Annotated in this window: 27 protein-coding genes; 18 read left to right on the top strand and 9 right to left on the bottom strand. The window is 64.2% G+C overall.

The features are described 5' to 3' along the window. The first annotated feature begins 1 nt into the window (after position 1). On the top strand, positions 2–1519 hold the full coding sequence (locus ACZI8W_RS16920) for a catalase (protein ID WP_463369660.1): 1518 nt from the start codon (positions 2–4) through the stop codon (positions 1517–1519). Between the two features lie 10 nt (positions 1520–1529). Here the strand turns inward: ACZI8W_RS16920 and ACZI8W_RS16915 are convergent, their stop codons facing one another. Further along, positions 1530–2021, bottom strand: coding sequence for a DUF4383 domain-containing protein (locus tag ACZI8W_RS16915; RefSeq protein ID WP_463369659.1), 492 nt, complete (start codon positions 2019–2021; stop codon positions 1530–1532). A gap of 256 nt (positions 2022–2277) precedes the next feature. On the opposite strand from ACZI8W_RS16915, the gene ACZI8W_RS16910 reads away from it, so the two are divergent. From ACZI8W_RS16910 to ACZI8W_RS16895, 4 genes are all read left to right on the top strand, one after another. Continuing rightward, positions 2278–3366, top strand: a complete 1089-nt coding sequence (locus ACZI8W_RS16910; RefSeq protein ID WP_463369658.1) for an Rv2629 family ribosome hibernation factor — start codon at positions 2278–2280, stop codon at positions 3364–3366. Between the two features lie 331 nt (positions 3367–3697). Then, positions 3698–5320: a phytoene desaturase family protein gene (locus ACZI8W_RS16905; protein ID WP_463369657.1), complete on the top strand. Its 1623-nt coding sequence runs from the start codon at positions 3698–3700 to the stop codon at positions 5318–5320. Further along, complete coding sequence (locus tag ACZI8W_RS16900; protein ID WP_463369656.1) at positions 5227–6138, top strand: HemK2/MTQ2 family protein methyltransferase; 912 nt, start codon at positions 5227–5229, stop codon at positions 6136–6138. Before ACZI8W_RS16905 ends, ACZI8W_RS16900 begins: the two co-directional genes overlap by 94 nt. Further along, on the top strand, positions 6122–6322 hold the full coding sequence (locus tag ACZI8W_RS16895) for a CDGSH iron-sulfur domain-containing protein (RefSeq protein WP_463369655.1): 201 nt from the start codon (positions 6122–6124) through the stop codon (positions 6320–6322). Before ACZI8W_RS16900 ends, ACZI8W_RS16895 begins: the two co-directional genes overlap by 17 nt. 156 nt (positions 6323–6478) lie before the next feature. On the opposite strand, the gene ACZI8W_RS16890 is transcribed toward ACZI8W_RS16895, so the two are convergent. Continuing rightward, complete coding sequence (locus tag ACZI8W_RS16890) at positions 6479–6634, bottom strand: DUF6131 family protein (protein ID WP_463369654.1); 156 nt, start codon at positions 6632–6634, stop codon at positions 6479–6481. Positions 6635–6785: 151 nt separating this feature from the next. Here ACZI8W_RS16890 and ACZI8W_RS16885 point away from each other — a divergent pair, with 151 nt between their 5' ends. From ACZI8W_RS16885 to ACZI8W_RS16875, 3 genes are all read left to right on the top strand, one after another. Next, entirely contained in the window at positions 6786–7214 is a 429-nt protein-coding gene (locus ACZI8W_RS16885) for a DUF5709 domain-containing protein (protein ID WP_463369653.1), read from the top strand. A 160-nt stretch (positions 7215–7374) separates the two neighbouring features. Next, complete coding sequence (locus ACZI8W_RS16880; RefSeq protein WP_463369652.1) at positions 7375–7926, top strand: Dps family protein; 552 nt, start codon at positions 7375–7377, stop codon at positions 7924–7926. Positions 7927–8007: 81 nt separating this feature from the next. Beyond that, on the top strand, positions 8008–8232 hold the full coding sequence (locus tag ACZI8W_RS16875) for a hypothetical protein (RefSeq protein WP_463369651.1): 225 nt from the start codon (positions 8008–8010) through the stop codon (positions 8230–8232). Between the two features lie 63 nt (positions 8233–8295). Here ACZI8W_RS16875 and ACZI8W_RS16870 read toward each other — a convergent pair whose 3' ends face one another. Then, positions 8296–9306: an iron-containing redox enzyme family protein gene (locus ACZI8W_RS16870; RefSeq protein WP_463369650.1), complete on the bottom strand. Its 1011-nt coding sequence runs from the start codon at positions 9304–9306 to the stop codon at positions 8296–8298. Positions 9307–9459: 153 nt separating this feature from the next. On the opposite strand from ACZI8W_RS16870, the gene ACZI8W_RS16865 reads away from it, so the two are divergent. The 3 genes from ACZI8W_RS16865 (at position 9460) to ACZI8W_RS16855 (ending at position 11312) form a co-directional block, all read left to right on the top strand. Continuing rightward, entirely contained in the window at positions 9460–10437 is a 978-nt protein-coding gene (locus tag ACZI8W_RS16865; protein WP_463369649.1) for a helix-turn-helix domain-containing protein, read from the top strand. After that, the gene (locus ACZI8W_RS16860; protein WP_463369648.1) at positions 10434–11006 is read left to right on the top strand and encodes a dihydrofolate reductase family protein; all 573 of its coding nucleotides are present in this window, start codon (positions 10434–10436) and stop codon (positions 11004–11006) included. Before ACZI8W_RS16865 ends, ACZI8W_RS16860 begins: the two co-directional genes overlap by 4 nt. A gap of 84 nt (positions 11007–11090) precedes the next feature. Continuing rightward, the gene (locus ACZI8W_RS16855) at positions 11091–11312 is read left to right on the top strand and encodes a hypothetical protein (RefSeq protein ID WP_463369647.1); all 222 of its coding nucleotides are present in this window, start codon (positions 11091–11093) and stop codon (positions 11310–11312) included. A gap of 3 nt (positions 11313–11315) precedes the next feature. On the opposite strand, the gene ACZI8W_RS16850 is transcribed toward ACZI8W_RS16855, so the two are convergent. The 3 genes from ACZI8W_RS16850 to ACZI8W_RS16840 are packed head-to-tail and all read right to left on the bottom strand — an operon-like array spanning position 11316 to position 13305. Beyond that, positions 11316–12173, bottom strand: a complete 858-nt coding sequence (locus ACZI8W_RS16850) for a polyphosphate kinase 2 family protein (protein WP_463369646.1) — start codon at positions 12171–12173, stop codon at positions 11316–11318. A 29-nt stretch (positions 12174–12202) separates the two neighbouring features. Beyond that, positions 12203–12559, bottom strand: a complete 357-nt coding sequence (locus ACZI8W_RS16845) for a DUF4873 domain-containing protein (protein WP_463369645.1) — start codon at positions 12557–12559, stop codon at positions 12203–12205. Between the two features lie 41 nt (positions 12560–12600). Continuing rightward, on the bottom strand, positions 12601–13305 hold the full coding sequence (locus tag ACZI8W_RS16840) for a TetR/AcrR family transcriptional regulator (RefSeq protein WP_463369644.1): 705 nt from the start codon (positions 13303–13305) through the stop codon (positions 12601–12603). Between the two features lie 211 nt (positions 13306–13516). Between ACZI8W_RS16840 and ACZI8W_RS16835 the strand changes: the two genes are divergently transcribed. From ACZI8W_RS16835 to ACZI8W_RS16810, 6 genes are all read left to right on the top strand, one after another. Further along, the gene (locus tag ACZI8W_RS16835) at positions 13517–14728 is read left to right on the top strand and encodes a DUF445 domain-containing protein (RefSeq protein WP_463369774.1); all 1212 of its coding nucleotides are present in this window, start codon (positions 13517–13519) and stop codon (positions 14726–14728) included. Between the two features lie 60 nt (positions 14729–14788). Then, complete coding sequence (locus tag ACZI8W_RS16830) at positions 14789–15334, top strand: helix-turn-helix domain-containing protein (protein ID WP_463369643.1); 546 nt, start codon at positions 14789–14791, stop codon at positions 15332–15334. 1 nt (position 15335) lies between these two features. Then, positions 15336–16241, top strand: coding sequence for a heparin-binding hemagglutinin (locus ACZI8W_RS16825; RefSeq protein WP_463369642.1), 906 nt, complete (start codon positions 15336–15338; stop codon positions 16239–16241). Between the two features lie 89 nt (positions 16242–16330). Further along, on the top strand, positions 16331–16621 hold the full coding sequence (locus tag ACZI8W_RS16820; protein WP_463369641.1) for a DUF2516 family protein: 291 nt from the start codon (positions 16331–16333) through the stop codon (positions 16619–16621). A 106-nt stretch (positions 16622–16727) separates the two neighbouring features. After that, on the top strand, positions 16728–17672 hold the full coding sequence (locus ACZI8W_RS16815; protein WP_463369640.1) for an AurF N-oxygenase family protein: 945 nt from the start codon (positions 16728–16730) through the stop codon (positions 17670–17672). Positions 17673–17796: 124 nt separating this feature from the next. Next, entirely contained in the window at positions 17797–18810 is a 1014-nt protein-coding gene (locus ACZI8W_RS16810; protein WP_463369773.1) for an alpha/beta fold hydrolase, read from the top strand. Positions 18811–18818: 8 nt separating this feature from the next. Here the strand turns inward: ACZI8W_RS16810 and purU are convergent, their stop codons facing one another. The 3 genes from purU to ACZI8W_RS16795 are packed head-to-tail and all read right to left on the bottom strand — an operon-like array spanning position 18819 to position 21119. After that, positions 18819–19706: a formyltetrahydrofolate deformylase gene (purU, locus tag ACZI8W_RS16805; protein WP_463369639.1), complete on the bottom strand. Its 888-nt coding sequence runs from the start codon at positions 19704–19706 to the stop codon at positions 18819–18821. Beyond that, positions 19703–20581, bottom strand: a complete 879-nt coding sequence (locus tag ACZI8W_RS16800) for a class I SAM-dependent methyltransferase (RefSeq protein WP_463369638.1) — start codon at positions 20579–20581, stop codon at positions 19703–19705. The genes purU and ACZI8W_RS16800 overlap by 4 nt, the downstream gene beginning before the upstream one ends. A 10-nt stretch (positions 20582–20591) precedes the next feature. Beyond that, a complete protein-coding gene (locus ACZI8W_RS16795; RefSeq protein ID WP_463369637.1) occupies positions 20592–21119 on the bottom strand; it encodes a GNAT family N-acetyltransferase in 528 nt (175 codons plus the stop codon). A gap of 65 nt (positions 21120–21184) precedes the next feature. Between ACZI8W_RS16795 and deoC the strand changes: the two genes are divergently transcribed. Beyond that, positions 21185–21850, top strand: a complete 666-nt coding sequence (gene deoC / locus ACZI8W_RS16790; RefSeq protein ID WP_463369636.1) for a deoxyribose-phosphate aldolase — start codon at positions 21185–21187, stop codon at positions 21848–21850. Position 21851: the final 1 nt, after the last annotated feature.

The raw sequence follows: 21851 nt of genomic DNA, 5'->3' as shown, positions 1-21851 counted from the left end.
GATGACGGATCCGAACTTCACGACCGACGACGCCGGTATTCCGGTTACGAGTGACGAGCACTCGCTCACTATCGGTACCGACGGACCTATCCTGCTTCAGGATCACTACCTGATCGAGAAGATGGCCCAATTCAATCGCGAGCGCGTCGCGGAACGGCAGCCGCACGCGAAAGGTGGCGGTGCGTACGGGCGATTCGAGGTCACCGAGGACGTCTCTGCCTACACCAAGGCAGATCTCTTCCAACCGGGCAAGAAGACCGACCTGCTGATCAGGTTCTCGACCGTCGCTGGGGAACGTGGCAGCCCCGACACGTGGCGTGACCCGCGCGGTTTCGCGATCAAGTTCTACACCGACCAGGGCAACTACGACATGGTCGGCAACAACACCCCGATCTTCTTCATGCGCGACCCGATGAAGTTTCAGGACTTCATTCGATCCCAGAAGCGCCGCGCGGACAACAACCTCCGTGATCATGATATGCAGTGGGACTTCTGGACGCTGTCGCCCGAATCCGCACACCAGGTCACCTGGCTCATGGGCGATCGCGGTATCCCACGCTCGTGGCGACACATGAACGGGTACTCGAGCCATACCTTCATGTGGGTGAACGCCGAGGGCGAGAAATTCTGGGTGAAGTACCACTTCAAGACGGACCAGGGAATCGAGTTCTTCACGCAGCACGAGGCCGACCAGATGGCATCTATGGACACCGACTATCACATGCGTGATCTGTGGGAACACATCGAGTCGGGTGAGTATCCGAGTTGGACCTTGAACATGCAGATCATGCCGTTCGCGGACGCGGATGACTACCGCTTCAATCCCTTCGATCTGACGAAGGTGTGGCCGCACGGCGACTATCCGCTGATTCCGGTCGGCAAGATGACGCTCGATCGCAATCCCACCGATTACCACTGTGAGATCGAGGAAGCCGCGTTCGAGCCGAGCAACCTCGTCCCCGGAATCGGTCCGAGCCCGGACAAGATGCTCCTCGGCCGGCTGTTTTCCTATTCCGATGCGCACCGACACCGTATCGGCGCCAACTACAAGGAACTGCCGGTCAACAAGCCGCATGTCCCCGTCCGGTCGTACTCGAAAGACGGCAACATGCGCCATCACAACCCCGGCGATCCGGTGTACGTGCCGAATTCCAAGGGCGGCCCGCATGCGGATCCGTCGCAGGTCGGAGCGACGGCGACTTGGCCGAGTTCGGGCGACATGGTCCGTGCGCCCTATGCACAGCATCGCGAGGACGACGATTGGGGCCAGGCCGGAACGATGGTTCGGGAACTCCTCGATGATGCTGCGCGGGACCGTTTGGTGGACAACATTGTCGGGCACCTACTCAACGGCGTGACCGAGCCGGTCCTCGAGCGGGCGTTCGAGTACTGGCGCAATGTCGATCGATCCCTCGGAGACCGGATCGTCAGCGGCGTCTCGGAGAAGAAATCGGAGAAGGACCCGAAGGCAGAACAGCAAGCGAACCCCGCGCGTTCCAGTGCGCAGACGAAGGCATGACTCGTGGTTGCTACCGGTGTCGGGAATGAGGCCACTTCCTGCGGGGCACACTCCCGGGCAGGAGGTGGTGTGTGCTGCCTCCGGGGTAGGCCGCCAAGAGAATCATGACGGTACCGAAGGCGATGTGCAGCCAGTTGTCGGCATCGTTCACTGGAAGAACATTCGTTGCGCTGTGGTGCTCGATGAGCATCCCATGTGCGGCAAGACCCAGATAGACGGCACCGCCGATGAGAAGGTAGACACGAGCCCAGAGCAGCCGGAGGGCAGCCAGTAGGCCCGCTGCGCCGAAGGCGAGGTGCACAACGTTGTGCACAGCGGAAACCTGGAACAACCCGAGCAGGTAGGCATGCGAGTCGACACCCACATGCATGATCGTGCTGTAGTTGGAGGTCAGGCCAGGGATGAAACCGAGCGCTCCGATCATCAGAAAGACCAGAGCAACGGCGAACGCGTAGCCCTGTACCCGTGACCGAGCCGCGAAGGCAGGATCGTCGGTGCTCATCGGCGCCTCGATTGTCGATGCACTGAACCAGTTCGTGGGTCGGTAGGTGTACCCGCTCGGCGTACAGCGAAACGCGCACGGCGGCGTGCTCGATGAACAGGCTTGCCGAACCTCCTTTCCCGGCCCCGCCAGTGGTGGATATGCATCCGACCGCGGTCGGGGCTTGTTTGGGCGAAGACCGAGTCGGGCATATGTAGGGGGCCGGGCGCGCAAGTTGTCACAGCCCGCAAGTTGTCACAGGAAGAGGTGTTGACTCGTGCATGCTGAGCGTTTCCGACGGGTGGTTGCCGCTGAGGGACCTTTCGCGTCGGTGTACTTCGAAGACAGTCACGATACCGAGGACGCCGCCAAGCAGCGGGAATTGACGTGGCGGTCGCTCCGGGAGTCGTTGGCCGAGGAGGGCGCTCCCGACACTGTCTTGGTGGAGCTCGACAAGGCGGTACTCGACAGTCCGCCCGCGGTCGGGCGGAGCGGCCGAGGCCTGGTCGCGGCGTCGGATCAGGTGGTTCTCGACCAGCACTTACTGCATCCCCCGGCGCAACCGGAAGCACGGTATTCTGCGATGCCGTATCTCGTCCCCGTAATAGAACATGCCGCCGCAACACCGTATCTGCTGGTCGCGGTCGATCATGAAGGGGCAGATATTTCCGTCCGTGACAGCCAAGGGCATCTCGTCCGCTCCGAGACAGTAGAGAGCGGGGAGTATCCCGTACACAAGGCGTCCAGCGCTGAAACCGCCGGCTACGGGGATCCCCAGCCCGCGGCCGAGGAAGCGGTGCGACGCAACATCGCTGCGGTCGCCGATCGGGTGACCGAGCTGGTCGCCGAGCCGGTGTTCGTGATCGGCGAGGTCAGTTCTCGGGCCGATCTTCTCGACGCTCTTCCCGAACGTGCTCGCGCGATCGCCGTCGATCTCGAAGGCGGTGCCCGCACCGCGGGAGCAAGTGCCGACATAGTTGAGGACGAGATCGATACGGAGCTGGCAAACCGACGACTCGCTGTGATCGATGATGCGGCGGAACGATTTCGCGCCGAAACAGGGCGGGGCTCTGGTTTGGCCGCAGAGGGGCTCGGTCAGGTATGCGCCGCATTGCGCGCCGGCAGCGTCGACACATTGATCATCGGAGATCTTGGGTCCCGCACCGTGCTGGTGGGAGATGAACCAACCTCCGTGGCCACCGACGCCGATCAGCTTTCCGAACTCGGGTCCTCGCGGGCTGTGACACACCGTGCAGATGAAGCGCTCCTCGTTGCGGCGATCGCGAACGCCGCGACATTGATCCGCACCGATGAGAGGATCGCGCCGAATGATGGCTGCGCAGCATTGCTTCGATTTGCGATGTGACCAGGTGCGTGCTCACCTGATCCTTGCCGATGTCGTCGCATCAGGAGCGGACCGAGCTCACGTTCGGGTTGTTGATCCCGAGCCGCTGTTGGACGACCTGCACCGAGCCCTGTCGAACGCATCACCTCCGACCAGTGGAGTCACTCCGTCAGGGGAGCAGTGGACGTGACGCTGCTGGGCCGCTTCTACGAGAGATTCTGCGATCACGCCGTGACGGTCGGTCGCTCGCGGGGCCCGGCTCCCGTAGCGTGAGAGGCACGCAATCGGCGTCCTCTGGATGGCTCCGCGGCGCCGATGCGTGAGCTTCCAGACCTTCGAGGAGAATGACTGCATGAGGTCCGCCGACAACGTCGCGTCCCGCGACACAGGGCTGGGCACCGTGGATGCGGTTGTCGTCGGTGCCGGCCCCAACGGACTGACGGCGGCTGCCGTGCTTGCTGATGCGGGCTGGGAGGTGGTCGTCCTCGAGGAACAACCGATACCCGGTGGTGCAGTCCGCAGCGCTGAACTGTATCCCGGCTTCACGGCCGACCTGTTCAGTGCGTTCCACCCGCTCGCGGCCGTATCGCCTGCGTTTCGCTCTCTGGATCTCGAATCGCATGGCTTGCGCTGGAGTCGCTCTGCCGCCGCCTTCGGACATCCCTCGGGGCCGGAGGACGACGATGCTGTGGTCGTGCGGCAGGATCCGGACGACACTGCCGCAGACCTGGAACGGCGCTGCGCCGGCGACGGGAAAGCATGGTCGACATTGGTCGAACAGTGGACGCGGATCCGTGAGCCGTTCCTGCAAGCGCTCCTCCGTCCGTTTCCACCGGTGCGAGGAGTGGCATCGCTGGTCCGTGAACTGGGGACCGGCGAGTCGCTGCGCTTCGCGAGGATGCTTGCGTTGCCGGTGGTACGTATGTCCGAGGAACTCTTCGGTGGGGAATCCGCACGACTGCTGATGCTCGGCAATGCCATGCACACGGATGTGCCACCGACCGCTCCCGGAAGCGGTGTCATGGGATACATCCTGACCATGCTTGCGCAGGATGTCGGATTTCCGGCGCCCACAGGAGGTGCGGGTGCACTGACTGAAGCGCTTGTGCGGCGTGCGGAAAGTGTGGGTGTTCGGGTCCTGTGCGGACAGAAGGTTATTCGGATCGAGGTCGACAAGGGGCGGGTAGCAGCTGTCCGGACAGCCGCAGGCGAACGAATCCGCGTTCGTCGTACGGTGCTCGCAGACGTGTCTGCGCCTGCCCTCTACGGGCAGTTGCTTCACGGAGACGTCGTCAGCGACCGGATACGCTCGGATCTTCGCGGATTCCAATGGGATACACCGGTCGTGAAGGTGAACTATGCGCTCGGACGCCCTATTCCCTGGCGCTCGAGGTCGTTGGCAGGGGCGGGGACGGTGCACGTAGGTGCCGATACCGGCGCGATGGTGCGGTGGGCTGCGGATATAGAGACGGGTGTGGTACCCGAGTCGCCGTTCATGCTGGTGGGGCAGATGACGACCACTGACCCGTCCCGTTCTCCGGCCGGTACCGAGAGTTGCTGGGCTTACACACACCTCCCTCGGGGAATGACCGACGACGACTCGGCGGACCACCTCGCCGAGCGCGTGGACACTCAACTCGAGGCATACGCTCCGGGATTCGAGGAATCGATTCTCGGGCGCACCGTGCAGCGACCGGGCGACCTGGAGGCCGCAGACTCCAATCTGGTCGGAGGTGCTGTGAACGGAGGCACGGCACAAATCCAGCAACAGCTGTTGTTCCGGCCTCTTCCTGGATTCGGTGGTCCGCGTACACCGGTCGATGGTCTGTTCCTCGCGAGCGCCGGCGCTCACCCGGGAGGTGGAGTTCACGGGATGTGTGGATGGAATGCTGCGTGCGCTGCGCTCGTAGACGAGAAACCTTCCGGTTCATTTCGGCGTGGCCTGCACGGCATCACGCGACGGATCTTGACGTAGTCGTGACCCAAGATTTTCGAACTGCCCGTGGCATGCGGTTTCGATCTCGACGGCGTGGGGTAACCATCTTGCATCCCGTGATCCGAGGTGATGACGTCGTGACAGCTCCGCCCATTCCTATCCGTTCGAAGAACATCCGCGTATGGCGAATGCCCGGCGTCTACCGGCCCCAGGAGGATTCGTTCCTGCTTGCGCAGGCGCTGGAAGAATCCGGTGGGGCTCGGGGTGCTCGAGTTCTGGATTTCTGTACGGGTACGGGTTTCCTCGCTGTCACCGCGGCCCAACTGGGGGCTGCGTCGGTGATAGCGATCGATATCGCGCAGCGCGCTGTACTGACCACTCGGATCAACGCCCGCGCACGGGGATTAACCGTACGCGTAGTGCGTGGCGGGTTGGACGCTGCCATCGGCACCGGGCCTTTCGATGTCGTGCTGTCCAACCCGCCCTACGTACCGCACGAGGGCGGCCCCGCTGATCCGAGATGGGACGCGGGGGCCGACGGCCGGTGCGTGCTCGATCCGTTGTGTGATGGTCTATCGAATCTGTTGTCAAACAGTGGGTTTGCTCTGATCGTTCAGTCCGGCCTCTGCGGGGTCGAGGCAACTCTCGATCGTCTGCGCGACCGTGGGCTGAAATCCGCAGTCGTTGGTCGGCGGAATATCCCGTTCGGTCCTGTGGTGCAGAGCCGGATTCGATATCTCCAGCGCGCGCAGTTTGCGGACAGAGATACGGTGAACGAGGAAGTGGTGGTGATCCGTGCAGACAGAACCGAACTCGACGACAACGTCGACCGCGCCCCCCGTGAGAGACGGCCGTGATGTGCGTGAGGTGCGGCTCGTGAAAGGTGGCCCGGCGCTCATCGAGGGGCCTGTTCGTATTGTGGCGGAGGACGGCACCGAGACCGAATCCGATCGGTTCTTGGTGGCAGTGTGCCGATGCCGTCGAAGTGCATCATATCCCTTGTGCGACACCAGTCATCGCAGGAATCAGCCTCACCAGTAGTGACCTGCCCGGCAGCCGACCCCAGCCGACCCTCGCAGGCGTTGTCACGCCCGGCAGTCGCGTGTTCGGCTAAGGCGGAGATGGCTATCGCCTCGGCCTCTCACAGGTCCTCCCGGACCTCGATACCACCGGGGCAATACCGTCGCTACCACCGGGTCAATACCAATGGGCGCGACCACCGACCGCCCGGCCTGTCGCTCCCAGGATTGCAAGGATCACCCCGACGACCAGGAGGATCACCCCGATCGTGGTGAGAATAGAGACTCCTGTGAGCCATCCGATCACCAACAGCACCAAGCCCAGAATGATCATCGCGTCACCTCGCTGTATTTCCGTCGCCAGCCGGCATCGGAGTTGAATCTCGGATACCCCTGCGCTCCGGTTGCGAAACCGAAGCTGGCTACATCTTCCTCACATCGTGAAACCATGGCGGTGTCCCGCACGGAGTGGCATCGTCGGAGATATGCCTACATCTGAGAACCCCGGGGCGAGTGTTCCCGGCGAATACAGCGTCGACGACGAAGACCAATTGCAGCCTGAGGACACGCTCATCGATCGCGGTCAGGACGACGTTCTGGACGAGGGATATTCGCCACCGGAACGTCCGCTCGCGATGGAACCTCACGACAGCCTCGAGTCGCGTCTCGGGGAGGAAGTGCCGGACCCCGCGCTCGATGACTCGGCGGACGGCGCGCGTGCCGACTGTCCGCCTTCCGACGATGAAGTCGGAGAGGAGCGCTCCGGTCGCCTGGTGGCGCCCGACGAGGGGGTTTCGGCAGACACCGAGAAGGATCTCATCGGTACCGATGTCGGTGTCGATGGCGGCGCGGCGCCCGCGGAGGAAGCTGCTGTGCACCGATTCGATGAAGACGACGCCGGCCCTGAGGGTTGAGCGAGGGGCTCTGCATGGACGTGGCGTTCCCTGCAACGACTGGAGCTTGGCAGCATGAACAGCTTCGTCCGGTGGGAAGAAACACCATCCGGAGGTTTCGGAGTGGTGTTGTGAAGGGTATGCGGTTGCCACCTACAACAACACCCCGAGGAGACGAAACATGTCGAAATCCACGTCGAATTACACAGTCCCCGGTTTGAGTGACAAGGACGGCGCTGGCGTTGCACGCGTTCTGCAGGAGCGACTCAGTGCCTACAACGACCTGCACCTGACGTTGAAGCACATCCACTGGAATGTCGTGGGACCGAACTTCATCGGCGTGCACGAGATGATCGATCCGCAGGTGGAACTCGTACGCGCCTATGCCGATGAGGCGGCCGAACGTATTGCGGCTCTGGGTGAATCCCCCCTCGGGACGCCTGGTGCGATCGCGAAGTACAGGACGTGGGACGACTATTCGGTTGTCCGCGACACCGCGCAGGCACACCTTGCCGCACTCGACCTCGTGTACGACGGCCTCATTACCGACAATCGCAAGGCCATCTCGAAGGTCGGCAAGATCGACCCGATCACCGAGGACCTTCTCATCGGACAAACCGGTCAGCTGGAGAAGTTCCAGTGGTTCGTCCGCGCACACCTCGAGAGCGCATCCGGCACTCTCGCCAACGCCGATGCGCATACGGAGAAGAATGCCGCGAAGTCGGCGCGCTGACCTGCACCGAGCCGAACTCGCTACATCCGACGACGCAGACATCGACCCGATTGCGGTTGAGTACCCCAAGATCGGCGAGACATGACGAATTCACCCGAACACCAGCGACCCACCACGGCCAGCCGCCTCGCGGGTTGGGGCGGATACGCCTGCATCCTCATCGGGATCGTGATCATTGCGCTGGTACTCGCAGCTGCTGGCGGCGGATTCGAGGGTTGGGTGACACTGGGAATCATTGCCGGTGCCATCGTGTTTCTACTGGGAGCGGTGTTGATCACCATCAACTTCCGGCATCGCAGACTGTAGGTGGTTCCGGTCGCGCTGCGACACACGAACAGACAGACACACGAACAATCCTCACCGCGCTGGTCAGGTAACCGGCGCGGTGAGTGATGTCCGGTCGTCCTTCCACGCGGTCAGCAGACGTTGCGCAAGGCGATACTCCAAGAATTCGGTGGCGTTTGCTCCGAACGCGATGTCTGCAGCGCACCCCGGATCTTTCGCAAGGAGATCTCCGACCACATCGTGTCGCAGTACCAGTTCGTGTACGGCGTCCGCCTCGACGTGTTCCGAGTAGAAGGTGATGCATGCAGGGGGCGAGTGAAGACGTTCCAGAGCGGAGACCATCCGGCGGGAGCTCGGTGACGAGGTGACTTCGGTTGCTGCGAACATACCCACCAGCATCGGCGTCCGTATCCTGTGCAGTCCGCACAGCGACATGAAGTTCACCGTCGCGAGGGTCTCTGCGGGCACGCACTCGAGATAGCCGAGATAGGCGTTGCTCAATCCGGCGGCAGCCAACAGGTCTGCAAACAGCCGAGAGTGCACGCGGTCGGCCTGACCGCCGCCGTACTCGTCGAACTCGACGGCGACGAGTGCGGCCTTCGCGCGTCCGGTGAGACGTGGAATTGCCCACGCATTCGGATCGGCTTCCTTGAGGTGGTATATGGAACGATGCACGAAGAATTCGCGAACGTGCTCCCACGTTCCGTAAGCAGCAAGCTGGTGCGAGAGACCCCACGCGTCCCGAGGCTCATGACACAGGTGGTCGAGGACCGCGTTCGGATCGTCTCCTTCGGGGACATCGCGTCGCAACGCGTGGAGGAAGAGTTGTTCCAGTTGGGCGCGCACGCCGAGTGGGCCGGGCATCCATTCCCATTCGGGATCGGCACCGTCGAATCCTCGGTAGTGCAATTCGTACAGCACGGTGAGCGCGAGCTGTACGTCTTCACTGTATGGCTCGCCGTGCGCCACGTGGATCGACCACAGCCCTGCCTCGGCGGGTCCGCGCAGCCGTGAAATCACCTCGCCGCTGATCGGGCCTCGAGGTGAGGGCAGAGGCGCTGAATGCACGTCGCAGAGGCGAATCGGTGAAGGCATGACCTGTGAATACCCGTTCAAGCGTGCGTGGAACCGTCGCCTGGCGTGCTATTCGTGGGTATCGAGGGCTGTGAGGGCGCTCCACAGGACCCGAGGAAAAGCTGAGCAAGAACGGTCAAGCGCACTTCTCGCCCACTGCGCAACACTGTGTACATGACCGGATCCGGACGCGACCGATTGCGCGAACTGCTCGATGCTGTCCTCGACGAAGACCACGCGAACCTCGACGACATGGCGCGCGGTGCTTTCGCATCGCCGTGGCATTTCAGTCGTGAATTCTCGCGCGGTACAGGAGAATCCCCGGTCTCCTTGCGTCGTCGAGTGATGCTCGAGCGCGCGGCGTGGCAGTTGCGCGACGGACGCGGTGTCACTGATGCCGCCTTCGCCGCGGGATACAGCTCGGTGGAAGGGTTCAGCCGCGCGTTCTCTCGGGCGTACGGCTATCCGCCGAGCACGACCGAAGGGCACGCACTCGCGCCGCCCGGCTGCTCGCACTGGCTACCTGCTCCCAACGGAGTCCACTTCCATCCGCCGATGCACCTGTGGGTAGAGGACGGTACCGGAGGATACGGCCGGAGCATGGGTGGCGGTCAGGTGACCGCGCAGATGGTCCATCACGACCTCGACGACACCCGGGCGTTGCTGAACACCGCATCCGATCTGGGAGCGGACGACTACGAACGCGTGAGGTTCCCGGGGCTCGTGGTGCTCGCGTGGGACGGCCCCGATGAATCGATCGCGCAGGTGCTCGGCAATCTCGTGTGGTCGAAACAGATCTGGCTCGCGTCGATGATCGGCGCAGACGAACCCGTGCGGTCGGGCAATGATGCTGCGTCGCTGTGCGCGCTGTTCGATGTGATCGCGCCACTGTGGGCCGAAGCCGTACGTGACATCGACAGGCGCAACGCCTGGGGCGATCGCTTGATCGATGCGTTGTGCGACCCACCCGAGAGTTTCGTGCTCGGTGGCGTCATCTCTCATGTACTCACATTCGCGGCGCACCGACGACAACTGGTGCGTCACATGCTGCGCGCCGCCGGCCGCAGCGTCGACAACGGGGACCCGCTCGAATGGCAGCGCGGAGTCTCATCACACATGCTCGGAGACGAGCCGGAAGGAAACCCGACATGACCCGGATGATCTTCTACACGGCGAGCACGCTCGACGGATTCATTGCAACGGAGGACCACAGCCTGGACTGGTTGCTGTCACGCGACATCGATCACGAGGGACCTGGCGGGGGAGCAGCGTTCATGTCGCGGATCGGTGCGGCCGTGATGGGTGCCTCGACGTATCAGTGGGTCCTGGACCACGCCGGGGTGGACAAGTGGGAGTACGAATTCCCCTGCTGGGTCTTCACCCACCGCGAGGGCATGCCCGTGGCGGAGGGGCCCGACGGACCGGGCGACATCCGATTCACGCAGGACGACGTGCGCACGGTCTACGACGAGATGGCAGCCGCGGCCGGTGATCGCGACCTGTGGATGATCGGCGGGGGAGACCTCGCGGGGCAGTTCGCCGACGCCGGCCTGCTCGACGAGATCATCGTGTCTTGGGCTCCTGTCACGATCGGCGCGGGCAAGCCGTTGCTGCCCCGCCACGTCGAGCTGGAACTCACCGACCTTGCGCGCAACGGAGAATTCGCGATCGCAACCTATCGCGTGAAGCCGTCTGCCACGCCGGGCGCTGACCTCCGGTAACCACCGTCCGACCTTGTGACGGGCATAACCCGGGGGTACCGTCGGAATCAACCGAAACGCAGTCCTCGGGGAAGGAGACAGGCTATGAAGCTCAACCTCTTCGTCGCGTGGTCGGCATTCGCACTCGCACTCATCGGGGTGATCACGATTGCCTTCACCCTGGTTGCCGCCGGATCCGGGCACGGTGGGTTCGCGCTGACCAGCGGGATCGTGGCCGCCGTTGCGGTGGCGCTTGCGATCGGAATGGTGGGCGGTGCGACCAGGCGCGATCATCATCGTCATATCGAGACACCGCACCTGTTCTGACGATCAGGATTCTGCCAGCCGCTGCTTCTCGGCCTCGACGTCGAAATTCGGTTCCGGCCAGTCGAGGTCGAGACGCTGGAATGCGTCGATGAGTAGCTCCATCACTGCGAGGCGGCTGTACCACTTGCGGTCGCACGGTACGACGTACCACGGTGCGTAGTCGGTGTTCGTCTTGTCGAGCATGTCCTGGTAGGCCTGCTGGTACTCGGGCCACAGTGCGCGCTCGTCGACGTCGCTCGGATTGTACTTCCAGTGTTTGTCGCTGCGTTCGAGCCGCTCGGCGAGGCGTTCTTTCTGTTCGTCGAGAGAGACGAACATCCCGACCTTGACGATGGTCGTGCCGCTGTCGACGAGGTCGCGTTCGAACCGGTTGATCTCGTCGTAGCGGCGACGCCAGACGGACTCCGGGACGAGTTCGCGTACGCGGGCGACCAGGACGTCCTCGTAGTGGGATCGGTCGAATACACCGAGTTGCCCGTCGCGGGGCAGCGCCTTGTGGATACGCCACAGATAGTGGTGGCGTTTCTCCTCCGGTGTCGGCACACCGAACGCCGTATGATCGACCCCCTGCGGATCCACATGTCCGATGACGTTGCGGACCATTCCGCCTTTACCGGCGGTGTCCATACCCTGAAGGACGAGGAGCACCGAACGTTCGTCGCCGAGACGACCGTTCGCGAAGAGCATTTCCTGCAGGTCCGACAGCACGGCGCCGCGTTCTTCGATCAGCTTCGTCCCGCGTTCTTTGTCGCCCTCGAATCCGGGCGTGCCGTTCGCGTCGAGGTCGGCGACCGTGTTGTGCGGTCCCGCGCGGAGGATCTCCACTGCGGGGGTGTGCCATCCGTCGCCGTTGTTTCCCATGGCCACGAGCGTGCCATACGAATGTCGGTTCAGTCGGATTCCTCGGTCTGTGTCGTGTAGGGCGGCGGTGAGGTGCCGTCGATCATGTGGCTTCCCCACAGATCGATCTCGGTGATGCGGCCCATGGCGGTGGCGGTACTTCCGTCGATCGCCGGGATCCGGAGTGTCACTTCGGTGCCCGCACCCAGTGGAGTTTCGGGTGTGAGGGCGGCACCCAATCGGCGTAGGCGACCACGCCACCGGTGTCGCCCCACGATCGGATCGAAGTGCCCGGACAGTTCGACGTCGACGGTAACGTGTTGCGCTCCGACGGTGACTTCGGCCGGACCCCGATAGCCGTCCGGGTCGTCGGCTTCGTTGTGGTGTGGTGGCAAGGCATCGGACATGCCACCCAATTTACACGTAACTCGAGGTTACGTGAACGGTGTCAGGCCTCGTCGGGGAGCAATGGGTGCGGCTGCGCCTTGAAACGTCCGGGTGACCCCGAGGCCTTGGCAATCCCGGTCATCCCACCCCACACCATCATCGTCAGGTAGTCGACGAGATCGTCCGCGGTCATGGATTTGTTCGAGATCCACCAATGCGTAGCCAGCTGGATTGCACCGACGATGCCGTACGCCCACGGCAGCGACCCGCCAGAATCCATCTCGAGTAGCCGCAACCGCTCCCCGAGGACCGCCGACACCAGCTCGGCGATCATTCGTTCGGAGTCGGCGACGACGTCGCGGCCCGCCGACGAACTGTTCGACATCACGTAGAGGTAGACCTCGGGATCCTCAGCGACCGTCTCTACGTATGTCGTGATTGCGACACGGGTGAGGTCGTACTCGTCGAGATCCTCCGACACCGCAGCGTAGATGCGCGGTGCGAGGACCGTCTCGACATACCGCATCATGGTCGCGGTCGTCAGATCGTTCTTGTCGGTGAAGTATCGGTACAGCACGGTCTTGGACACGCCGATCTCGGCTGCGATTTCGTCCATCCCGATGTCGTGCCCGCGGGCGCGGATCGCCCTGATGGTGCCCTCGACGAGTTCTTCGCGGCGGGCGATCTTGTGCTCATGCCAACGACGTTTACGACCGTCCTGCTTCGTGGGCTGTGAATCGGTCGCGTCGGGTGAAGAAGTGGCCATGTGTTTCGGTACATCCATTCGGTCTCGATCGTCCGCTCAGTCTACGGGCGCGCACTCCCGGTGGGATTCGGTGGTGTACGTGGTGTGTCCGTGTTGAGTCGGGGATGACATCTGCGGGCGCGGTGCGGTGGCGGTGATCGAATTTCGGCACAATGGTCCGGTGCAGTACATCACTTTCGAGGACGACACCAAACGCCGGGATCTACGCCGGATGAAGGCGGTGGCCACAGGATTTCTGATCGTGGCCACCGCGGTGTACCTGTTCTGCCGGTGGCAGGAATCCCAGGGCGCCGGTGCATGGGTCGGCTACGTACGCGCCGCGTCCGAGGCGGGCATGGTCGGTGCTCTCGCCGACTGGTTCGCGGTGACTGCGCTCTTCCGCCATCCGCTGGGGATTCCGGTGCCTCACACGGCGATCATCAAGCGGAAGAAGGATCAGCTCGGCGCGAGTCTGAGTTCCTTCGTCGGAACCAATTTTCTCGCACCCGACGTGGTGTCGGCGAAAGTCGAATCCGCACAGATTCCGCTGAGACTGGGCGGTTGGATGGCGGAGCAGCAGCACGCCGAGCGGGTTGCGAAGGAGACCTCGACGATCCTGCGCGGGGTGGTGAGCATCCTTCGTGAGGACGATATTGCCCAGATCATCGACCACACCATCGTCAAGCGGATCGCCGAGCCCGAGTGGGGGCCACCCCTCGGGCGCATCCTCAGCGAACTCCTCGCCGAAGGACGGCAACGTCCGTTGATCGACATGCTCGCCGAACGAGCACATCAGTGGGCGCTGGGAAGTCAGGAGACCATCGATCGCATCATCACGAAGGATTCGCCGGCGTGGTCCCCGAAGTTCGTGGACCTGATGCTGGGGGAGAAGATCCACCGGGAGCTGGTCGACTTCACCTGGAAGGTCCGTTCCAACCCTGAACACGAGGTACGGCTCGCAGCCGAGAAATTCCTCGTCGACTATGCGCGGGATCTTCAGCACGACCCGGTGACGATCGCCAAGGCCGAGAAGCTCAAGGCCGAGATCATGGGCCGCGAGGAAATCACGCAACTGGCATCTGCGACCTGGCGGGTGGCCAAACGCATGATCCTCGAGTCGGTCGACGACCCCGACAGCACGTTGCGCCGAAAGGTGGCGGAGAGCGTCGAGCGCCTCGGTGTCCGGCTGTGCGAGGACACCGAGATGCGCGGAAAGGTCGACGGATGGCTCCTCGCCGGTGTGCGGTTCATCGCCGCGAACTATGCGGACGAGATCACCTCGGTGATCCAGGAGACCGTCGAACGCTGGGACGCGGAGGAGGCGAGTCGCAAGATCGAGCTCGCTGTGGGGCGTGATCTGCAATTCATCCGGATCAACGGCACCGTTGTCGGTGCCCTGGCAGGGCTGTCCATCTACACGCTCTCCGAGCTGCTGTTCGCATGATCTACCTCACGTGCTAGCCGAGTGCTTGCTGTAGCTAGCACCTCTCCGTACGCTGGGTGTATGTCCACGATTCGAGATTCGGCCGAAGCGGCCGACGACGACCAGGACGGGAACGCTGGGTCCGCAGAAGGTGCGGGGGCTGCCGAAAGCGCAGGACCCACCGATATTGCTGCACGGGTGGTGGGCAACGCCGCCCAGGACATCGGGAGCTTCATTCGCTCCCAGCGCGAAGCCGCCCAGGTGTCGCTGCGGCAACTGTCGCACCTGGCCGGGGTGAGCAACCCGTACCTCAGTCAGATCGAGCGTGGGCTGCGCAAGCCGTCCGCAGAGGTTCTTGCGCAGATCGCGAAAGGACTGCGGCTGTCCGCCGAAGTCCTCTACGTGCGAGCCGGAATCCTCGAGGAGCGACCGCACAGCGCGGCACGCGACGCGCTGCTCGCCGACACCGCATTGTCGGAGCGGCAGAAGCAGGTCCTGCTCGACATCTACGACTCGTTCTGTCGCGAGAACGAGACGGTCCCGGCGGACTCGGCGCCCCAAAGGGTCGCCGACGCCGTGGTTCCAGCCGATCGCGGAAATCTCACAGACTTCGACGAGGAGAACTGACATGACCGATCCCAACGTTGCACTTCGCACATCCCTCTACGCAGCTGTCGGTGCCGGCGACGCCGTCGTCCAGGCCGTCGCCGACGTCGTTGCCCAGGTGCGTGAGCGCGCCGAAACCACCCAGTTCGACGTGAACGACCGCGTGGAGACCGCACGCGAGCGCATCGCCGCCGTCCCGGCCGATCTCACCGAGACCATCGAGTCTCTGCGGACCCGACTGGGCGAGCTGCCTGCCGAGCTTCCTGAAGAGCTCGCCGACCTGCGTGAACGATTCAGTGCGGAGGAGTTACGCAAGGTTGCCGAGGCCTACCTGAAGGTCGCGTCGGACCTCTACGCCGCATTCGCCGAGCGCGGCGAAGAGACCATCGAACGTCTGCGTCAGCAGTCGGCCGTCGAGGAACGTCTCGGTCGCGCCGAGGCGGCCTTCGGGGACGTCGTCGACCTCACCGAAGATGCCCTGGGTACCGTCGCGCGGCAGACGCGCGCAGTCGGTGAGCAGGCAGCCAAGATCGCCGGACTCACCGCAGACCGCATCACCGACACGGCCGCCGAGGTCGGCGACGCGATCACCGACGCCGGCGACGACGCGGCTCTCCGCGTCCTCGAACTCGGGGATCAGGCCGAGGAGGCGAGTGATGAGGCGGCAACTCGTGTCGAGTCCGTCGCGGACGAGGTGGACGAGGCCGACGCGGCCGTGACGACGAAGGCCGACGCGGCCGTGACGACGAAGGCCGACGCGGCCGTGACCGAGGCCGCGACGGACGAGTCGGTCGCACCGGCGACCGCCGCCTCGAAGGCCGTCGCGAAGAAGGCCCCGGCCAAGGCTCCCGCAAAGAAGGCCCCGGCCAAGACCGCAGCGAAGGCTCCCGCCAAGAAGGCTGCGCCCCGCAAGACCACCGGCGCCTGAGAGCAGTAACCCGGCCCCGACCGGGTCGATCTCGATCGGCTCCCGCGCATGAAAGTTGCGCGGGAGCCGATTCTCGTAGACTGGGTGCTGTGCCGAATGTCGATTCTCTCGCCGGTCTGATCATGCTCCTGCTGCAAGTCATTGCACTCGTAGGAGCCGGCTTCGCGTTGTTCCATGCAATTCGTCAACCTACCGAAGCGTTTCCCGCGGTAGACAAGCTCACCAAACCCGTATGGCTCGGAATCCTCGCGGCCTCGCTGATCGTTCTGTTGCTCTTCGGGGCAATCGGAATCCTCGGCATCATCGCGGTGGTTGCGGTCTGCGTATACCTGGTGGATGTGCGTCCGCGGGTCGAGGAAGTGCAGAAGCCGCGCTGGTAGTGCGAGCCCTCCGTTCGACGACCGCCTCGGCCGGCTTGCTTGACAAGTGTGATGCAGATAATGACACTTCGAGTAACGGGTACTATTCGAGGCGAGGTGGTTTGCGATGTCCATCACCCGAGTCAACGGGTCGATCGAGGGTGCGTCCGGTCGGGTATGCGGGTTGCCCGGACCCGACGGAAAGCAGGAGACAGCGCAACGACTCCTCGACTCGGCGGCACGTAAGTCCTATGATCCTGGCCTCGAAATCGACTGGAACGCCCCGATCCCGGACGACAAATTCGGCATGACACCCGAATGGTCCAGCCTGTACGGCACGGACCTGTGGGAACAGATGTCGGACCAGCAGCGGATCACTCTCACGACGCATGAAGCGGCGAGTATCGCCGGGACAGGCATCTGGTTCGAGATGATCCTCATGCAGATGCTCATCCGGGATCTCTACCAGCAAGACCCTTCCAGCCCGTACGTTCAGTTCGGTCTTACCGAGATCGCCGACGAATGTCGCCATTCCATCATGTTCGCGCGTTCGGCAAAGCGGCTCGGCGTGCCGTCCTACCGGCCGAAGCAGTGGATCCGCGTAAGTGGACGCGGGTTCAAAGCGGTCGCATCGGGTGCGCTCGCGTTCGGCGCCACGCTGTTCGCCGAAGAGATCCTCGACATGATGCAGCGCGATTTCATGCGCGACGAACGCGTCCAGCCGCTCACCCGCACAGTCAGTCACATCCACGTCGTCGAAGAGTCGCGGCACATTCGGTACGCCCGCGAGGAAACTGAACGCAGGATGCGTAAGGCCACGAGGGCCCAGCGCGCGTACGTTCGCATGCACCTTGGTGTGTCCGGCTATCTGATCGTGACGAATCTGATCAACGACCAGGTGTATGCGGCGGCCGGCCTCGATATCGCCGAAGCCAAGGCTGCGGTGCGAGCAAATGTGCATTACCACGACAAATTACGGCAGGGTACGCGGCGGACGGTCGAGTTCCTCGACTCGGTGGGGCTGATCGGCGGTCCGTCGGCGCAGCTGCTCCGCAAAGCGCACGTGCTGTGAGCAGGCGTCACACCCGCACTGACAGACACCACATCCACGCTCGAGACCACCCCGAAAACCGATCGCCAGAACCGTCGACGCGCACCCAGGAGAGCACGTGAAGAAGAAGACCCGTCGTCAGGCCATGCTGCTCGCAGTAGGAGCGGGTGTGCTCGCCGCTGCCGTGGGGGGCGTGGTCGCGACCCGCCGCCGCTCCACGGCGGCGCGGACGACGGATGCACCCCCCCACGTCCTTCTCTCCCCTCCGAACCTGGAAGCCGACGAGATCGAGGTCCGGACCGATGACGGAGCCCGGCTCCGCGTACTGGCCTACGGTGATCCGGATGCACAGCCGCTCGTGTTCAGCCACGGGTGGACGTGCAACGGGATGTACTGGACCCCGCAGATCAACGCGTTCGCCGATCGATACCGCGTCGTCGTCTACGACCAGCGCGGACACGGCGCAAGCGAGGTCGGCACGCGCAGACTCGGCCCCGACGTCCTCGCCGACGACCTCGCCGCGGTCCTCGACGCCGCGGTTCCAGTGGGACGCAAAGCAGTGCTCGCCGGGCACAGCATGGGCGGGATGAGCATCATCGCGTGGGCGGAGCGGTTCCCCGAACAGGTCTCGCAGAAGGTCGCGGGTGTACTCCTGGCGAGCACCGGGATGGACAACCTCGTTGCGGATGCTGCTTTGATTGCGCTTCCCGAACGATTTCCGCGCGTGTCGGTGAAGGTGGCACGTCCATTGATGGGTGCGCGGATGCCGATGACGGAATCGAGGTTCACCACCCGGGCCCTCAAGTACGTGGCGCTCTCACCCTCGGCCAGCCCGGCCGAGGTCGACTTCTGCGAGAAGATCGTGCTCGCATGCCCACCACGCACACGCGGAAGCTGGGGATTCGCGTTGAGCACCCTCGATATCCACGAGGGCCTCGAACGCCTCGACGTCCCCACCACCGTGCTCGTCGGCTCGGCCGACCGGCTCACACCTCCGGTGCACGCGCGACGGCTCGCGGCCGGCCTCGAGAAAGCCGGAAACCTCGAGCGCCTGGTCGTTCTGGACGGCGTCGGCCATATGAGCTCCGTCGAAGCCATCGACGCGTTCGACGACGAAGTGCTGCATCTCGTCGAACGCGCCGGAGTGATGGTGTCCTAGTGTGACGCTCAGTTGAAGATCACCGTCTTCCGGCCGTGCACGAGTACCCGATCCTCGAGGTGCCAGCGCAAACCACGGGAGAGGACGAGCTTCTCCACGTCGCGCCCCTGCCGCACCATGTCGGCGACGCTGTCGTGGTGGCTCACCCGGATGACGTCCTGCTCGATGATCGGACCCGCGTCGAGTTCTGCCGTCACATAGTGGCACGTCGCGCCGATGAGCTTCACGCCGCGAGTGAATGCCTGATGGTACGGCCGCGCACCCACGAACGACGGCAGGAAGCTGTGGTGGATGTTGATCGCGCGTCCGGCCCAGTGATCACACAGGTCCGCCGGCAGGACCTGCATGAACCGGGCGAGGACGACGGCATGCGGATCGTGCGCGTCGACGATCTTGCGAACTTGCTCGAACGCCGGACCGCGCTCGGCCGGATCGGACGGGAAGGAGACGTAGTGGTAGTCGATACCGTGGCGACGCGCGACCTTCTCGAGGTCGCGGTGGTTGCCGACGACCGCGCACACCTCGGCCTGGAGCTCACCCGCCGCAACGCGGCCGAGCAGATCATGCAGACAGTGTGCCTCTTTGCTGACGAGCAGCACCACGCGCTTGCGCTCGCCGGTGTCGGACAGCGTCCACTCGGTGTCCGGCCCGATCTCGTTCGCCACCACAGCAAACTGTTCTCGCAGCTCGTCGATACCGAACGGGATCGACGAGGCTCGCACCGCCTGCCTGGTGAAGAACCAACCGCCGTCCTGATCGGCATGGTAGGCGGCCTCGACGATCGACCCGCCGATGTCCGCCAGGAACGTGGAGATCTTCGCGACGATCCCGGTGCTGTCGGGGCAGCCCAGGGTCAACACGTAGCGGCGGTCGTCGGACGAGGTGGAACGAGTCATGCTCGCGATTGTGTCAGGTGTTCCGACGCTGCAGTCCGGGGACGTCGTACGGTCGCGGTGCCCACGAGCGTGGTGAAGTCGATCGTGTGAATGCCGCGTGCTGTTACTTCGTCGGCGATGCCGCGGCGGACCGCCGCGATCTCCTCGTCGTCGAGCCCGTTCAGCGCCGCCCGGTAGCCGGTGCCGGTGACGAGATTCCAGCACAACTCGTCGGTAGCGGGCAGCAGGTTCGACAGGACGCGCACGTCGACGGAGTGGGTTCCGGCGTCGGCCAGCCACGCCTCGAACGTGCGGGGAGTGTCGATCTCGCCGAGGGGAGTGCGTGCACGCAACGACCCGCGTTCTGCCAGGTCGGGGTTGAAACGTGATGCGACATCGAACACGACCTGGGCGTACTCGTCCAACGACCCTTTCCGCCACACCGTCACGCCCACCCGGCCACCGTGTCGGACGAGATCGACGAGGTGTGCGAACGCCCGATGCATATCGGGAAGGAAGAACACACCGTAGGAGATCGCGAGGGCGTCGTATCCATCGGCGGGAATGTCCGATGGCGCCTCCCAGGTGGTCACATCGGCACACACGAAGTCGATGTTCTGCAGTGCCCGGGCTTCGGCGATCAATCGGGCGTTCTCGAGCAGCTCGGAGGAGAGGTCGACGCCGTGCACGCGACCGGACGGACCCACCGCCGCAGCCGCGGGAAATGCCGACGCACCTGCTCCGCAGCATGCGTCCAGCACCGTGTCGCCGGGGCCGAGCCCGAGCTGGAAGGCCAATACCCTCCCGGCGGGACCCCACACCGTCTCGGTGAGGCGATTGAACGTGACGCTTGCGTCGTCGAATGTACGAGCTGTGTCCGCGGTGTCGTCGCCCATGCCTGCGAATCTAGCCGAGCTCGTAGAACGGTGGGGCGTACCGGAATATCCCTTTCGTGTCCGGGTCGTAGCAGCTCAGCGCGCGGGCCTGGAAATGCGGTGTAGCCCACGCCTCGACATCGGGCGTGATCCCCAGTTCGGCCGCCGGGACGAAGCCGAATCGAGGGTAGTAGTCGCGGTGGCCGAGCAGGACCACGACGCTTTCATCGAGTGCATCGGCCGCGCCGAGAACCGCGTGCATCAACGCGGCGCCGGTGCCTGTGCCCTGTTGGCCGGGGCGGACCCCGATCGGGCCGAGCGCGAGTGCAGCGGAGCCGTCGATGCTCGCGCGTGTCACGCACACGTGCCCGATGACAGCTCCGGTGGAGTCCTCCGCGACGAGTGACAACTGCGGTATCCAAGCGGGACCGGCGTGCAGTGCCGCGACCAGGTCCGGCTCCGCGGGCTCGTGACCGGCCGGTGTGGACGCCCGGAACGCGTCGTGATGGATCGCCGCGATGGCGTCGGTGTCGGACGGGAGTTCTCGACGGATCAGCACGTTCGCAGTGTGCGCCGGCGTCGTCGAGCCCGGCAACCGATTTTCGCGTGTGGAAAGCTGGCGGCATGCCGGATTCCACGTTCTCCCGCTCCCACGTCGCCTCGATGATCGATCACACCCTGCTCAAGCCCGAAGCATCCGCGGCGGACGTGCGGGCACTCGTCGACGAAGCCCGCGATCTCGGGGTGTACGCGGTGTGTGTCTCACCGTCGATGCTGCCGGTACGCGCAGACGGTGTGGTCGTCGCGACGGTGGTGGGCTTCCCGTCGGGTAAGCATCATTCGCTCATCAAAGGGGCCGAGGCGCGCCTCGCCGTCGAGCAGGGTGCCCGCGAGGTGGACATGGTCATCGACGTCGGAGCCGCGGTCGCAGGTGAGTACAACGCCGTGCTCGCTGACATCCTCACCGTTCGCGAGGCGATCGGGTTCGACGCGGTACTCAAGGTGATCATCGAGTCGGCTGCGCTCTCGGACGCGGCGATCGTCGAGGTGTGCCGGGTCGCGGAGAAGGCCGGTGCGAACTTCGTCAAGACCTCCACCGGGTTTCATCCCGCGGGCGGTGCCTCGGAGCATGCGGTGCAGATCATGGCAGAGACCGTCGGCGGCAGGCTCGGAGTCAAGGCCAGCGGCGGCATCCGCACCGCGGAGGCCGCGGTGCGGATGCTCGAAGCGGGAGCGACCCGGCTCGGACTGTCGGGGAGTCGCGCGGTGCTCGACGGGCTCCCCGAGTGAC

Source organism: Rhodococcus ruitaii (assembly GCF_055230935.1).
This window is presented reverse-complemented; position numbering and strand designations above follow the sequence as displayed.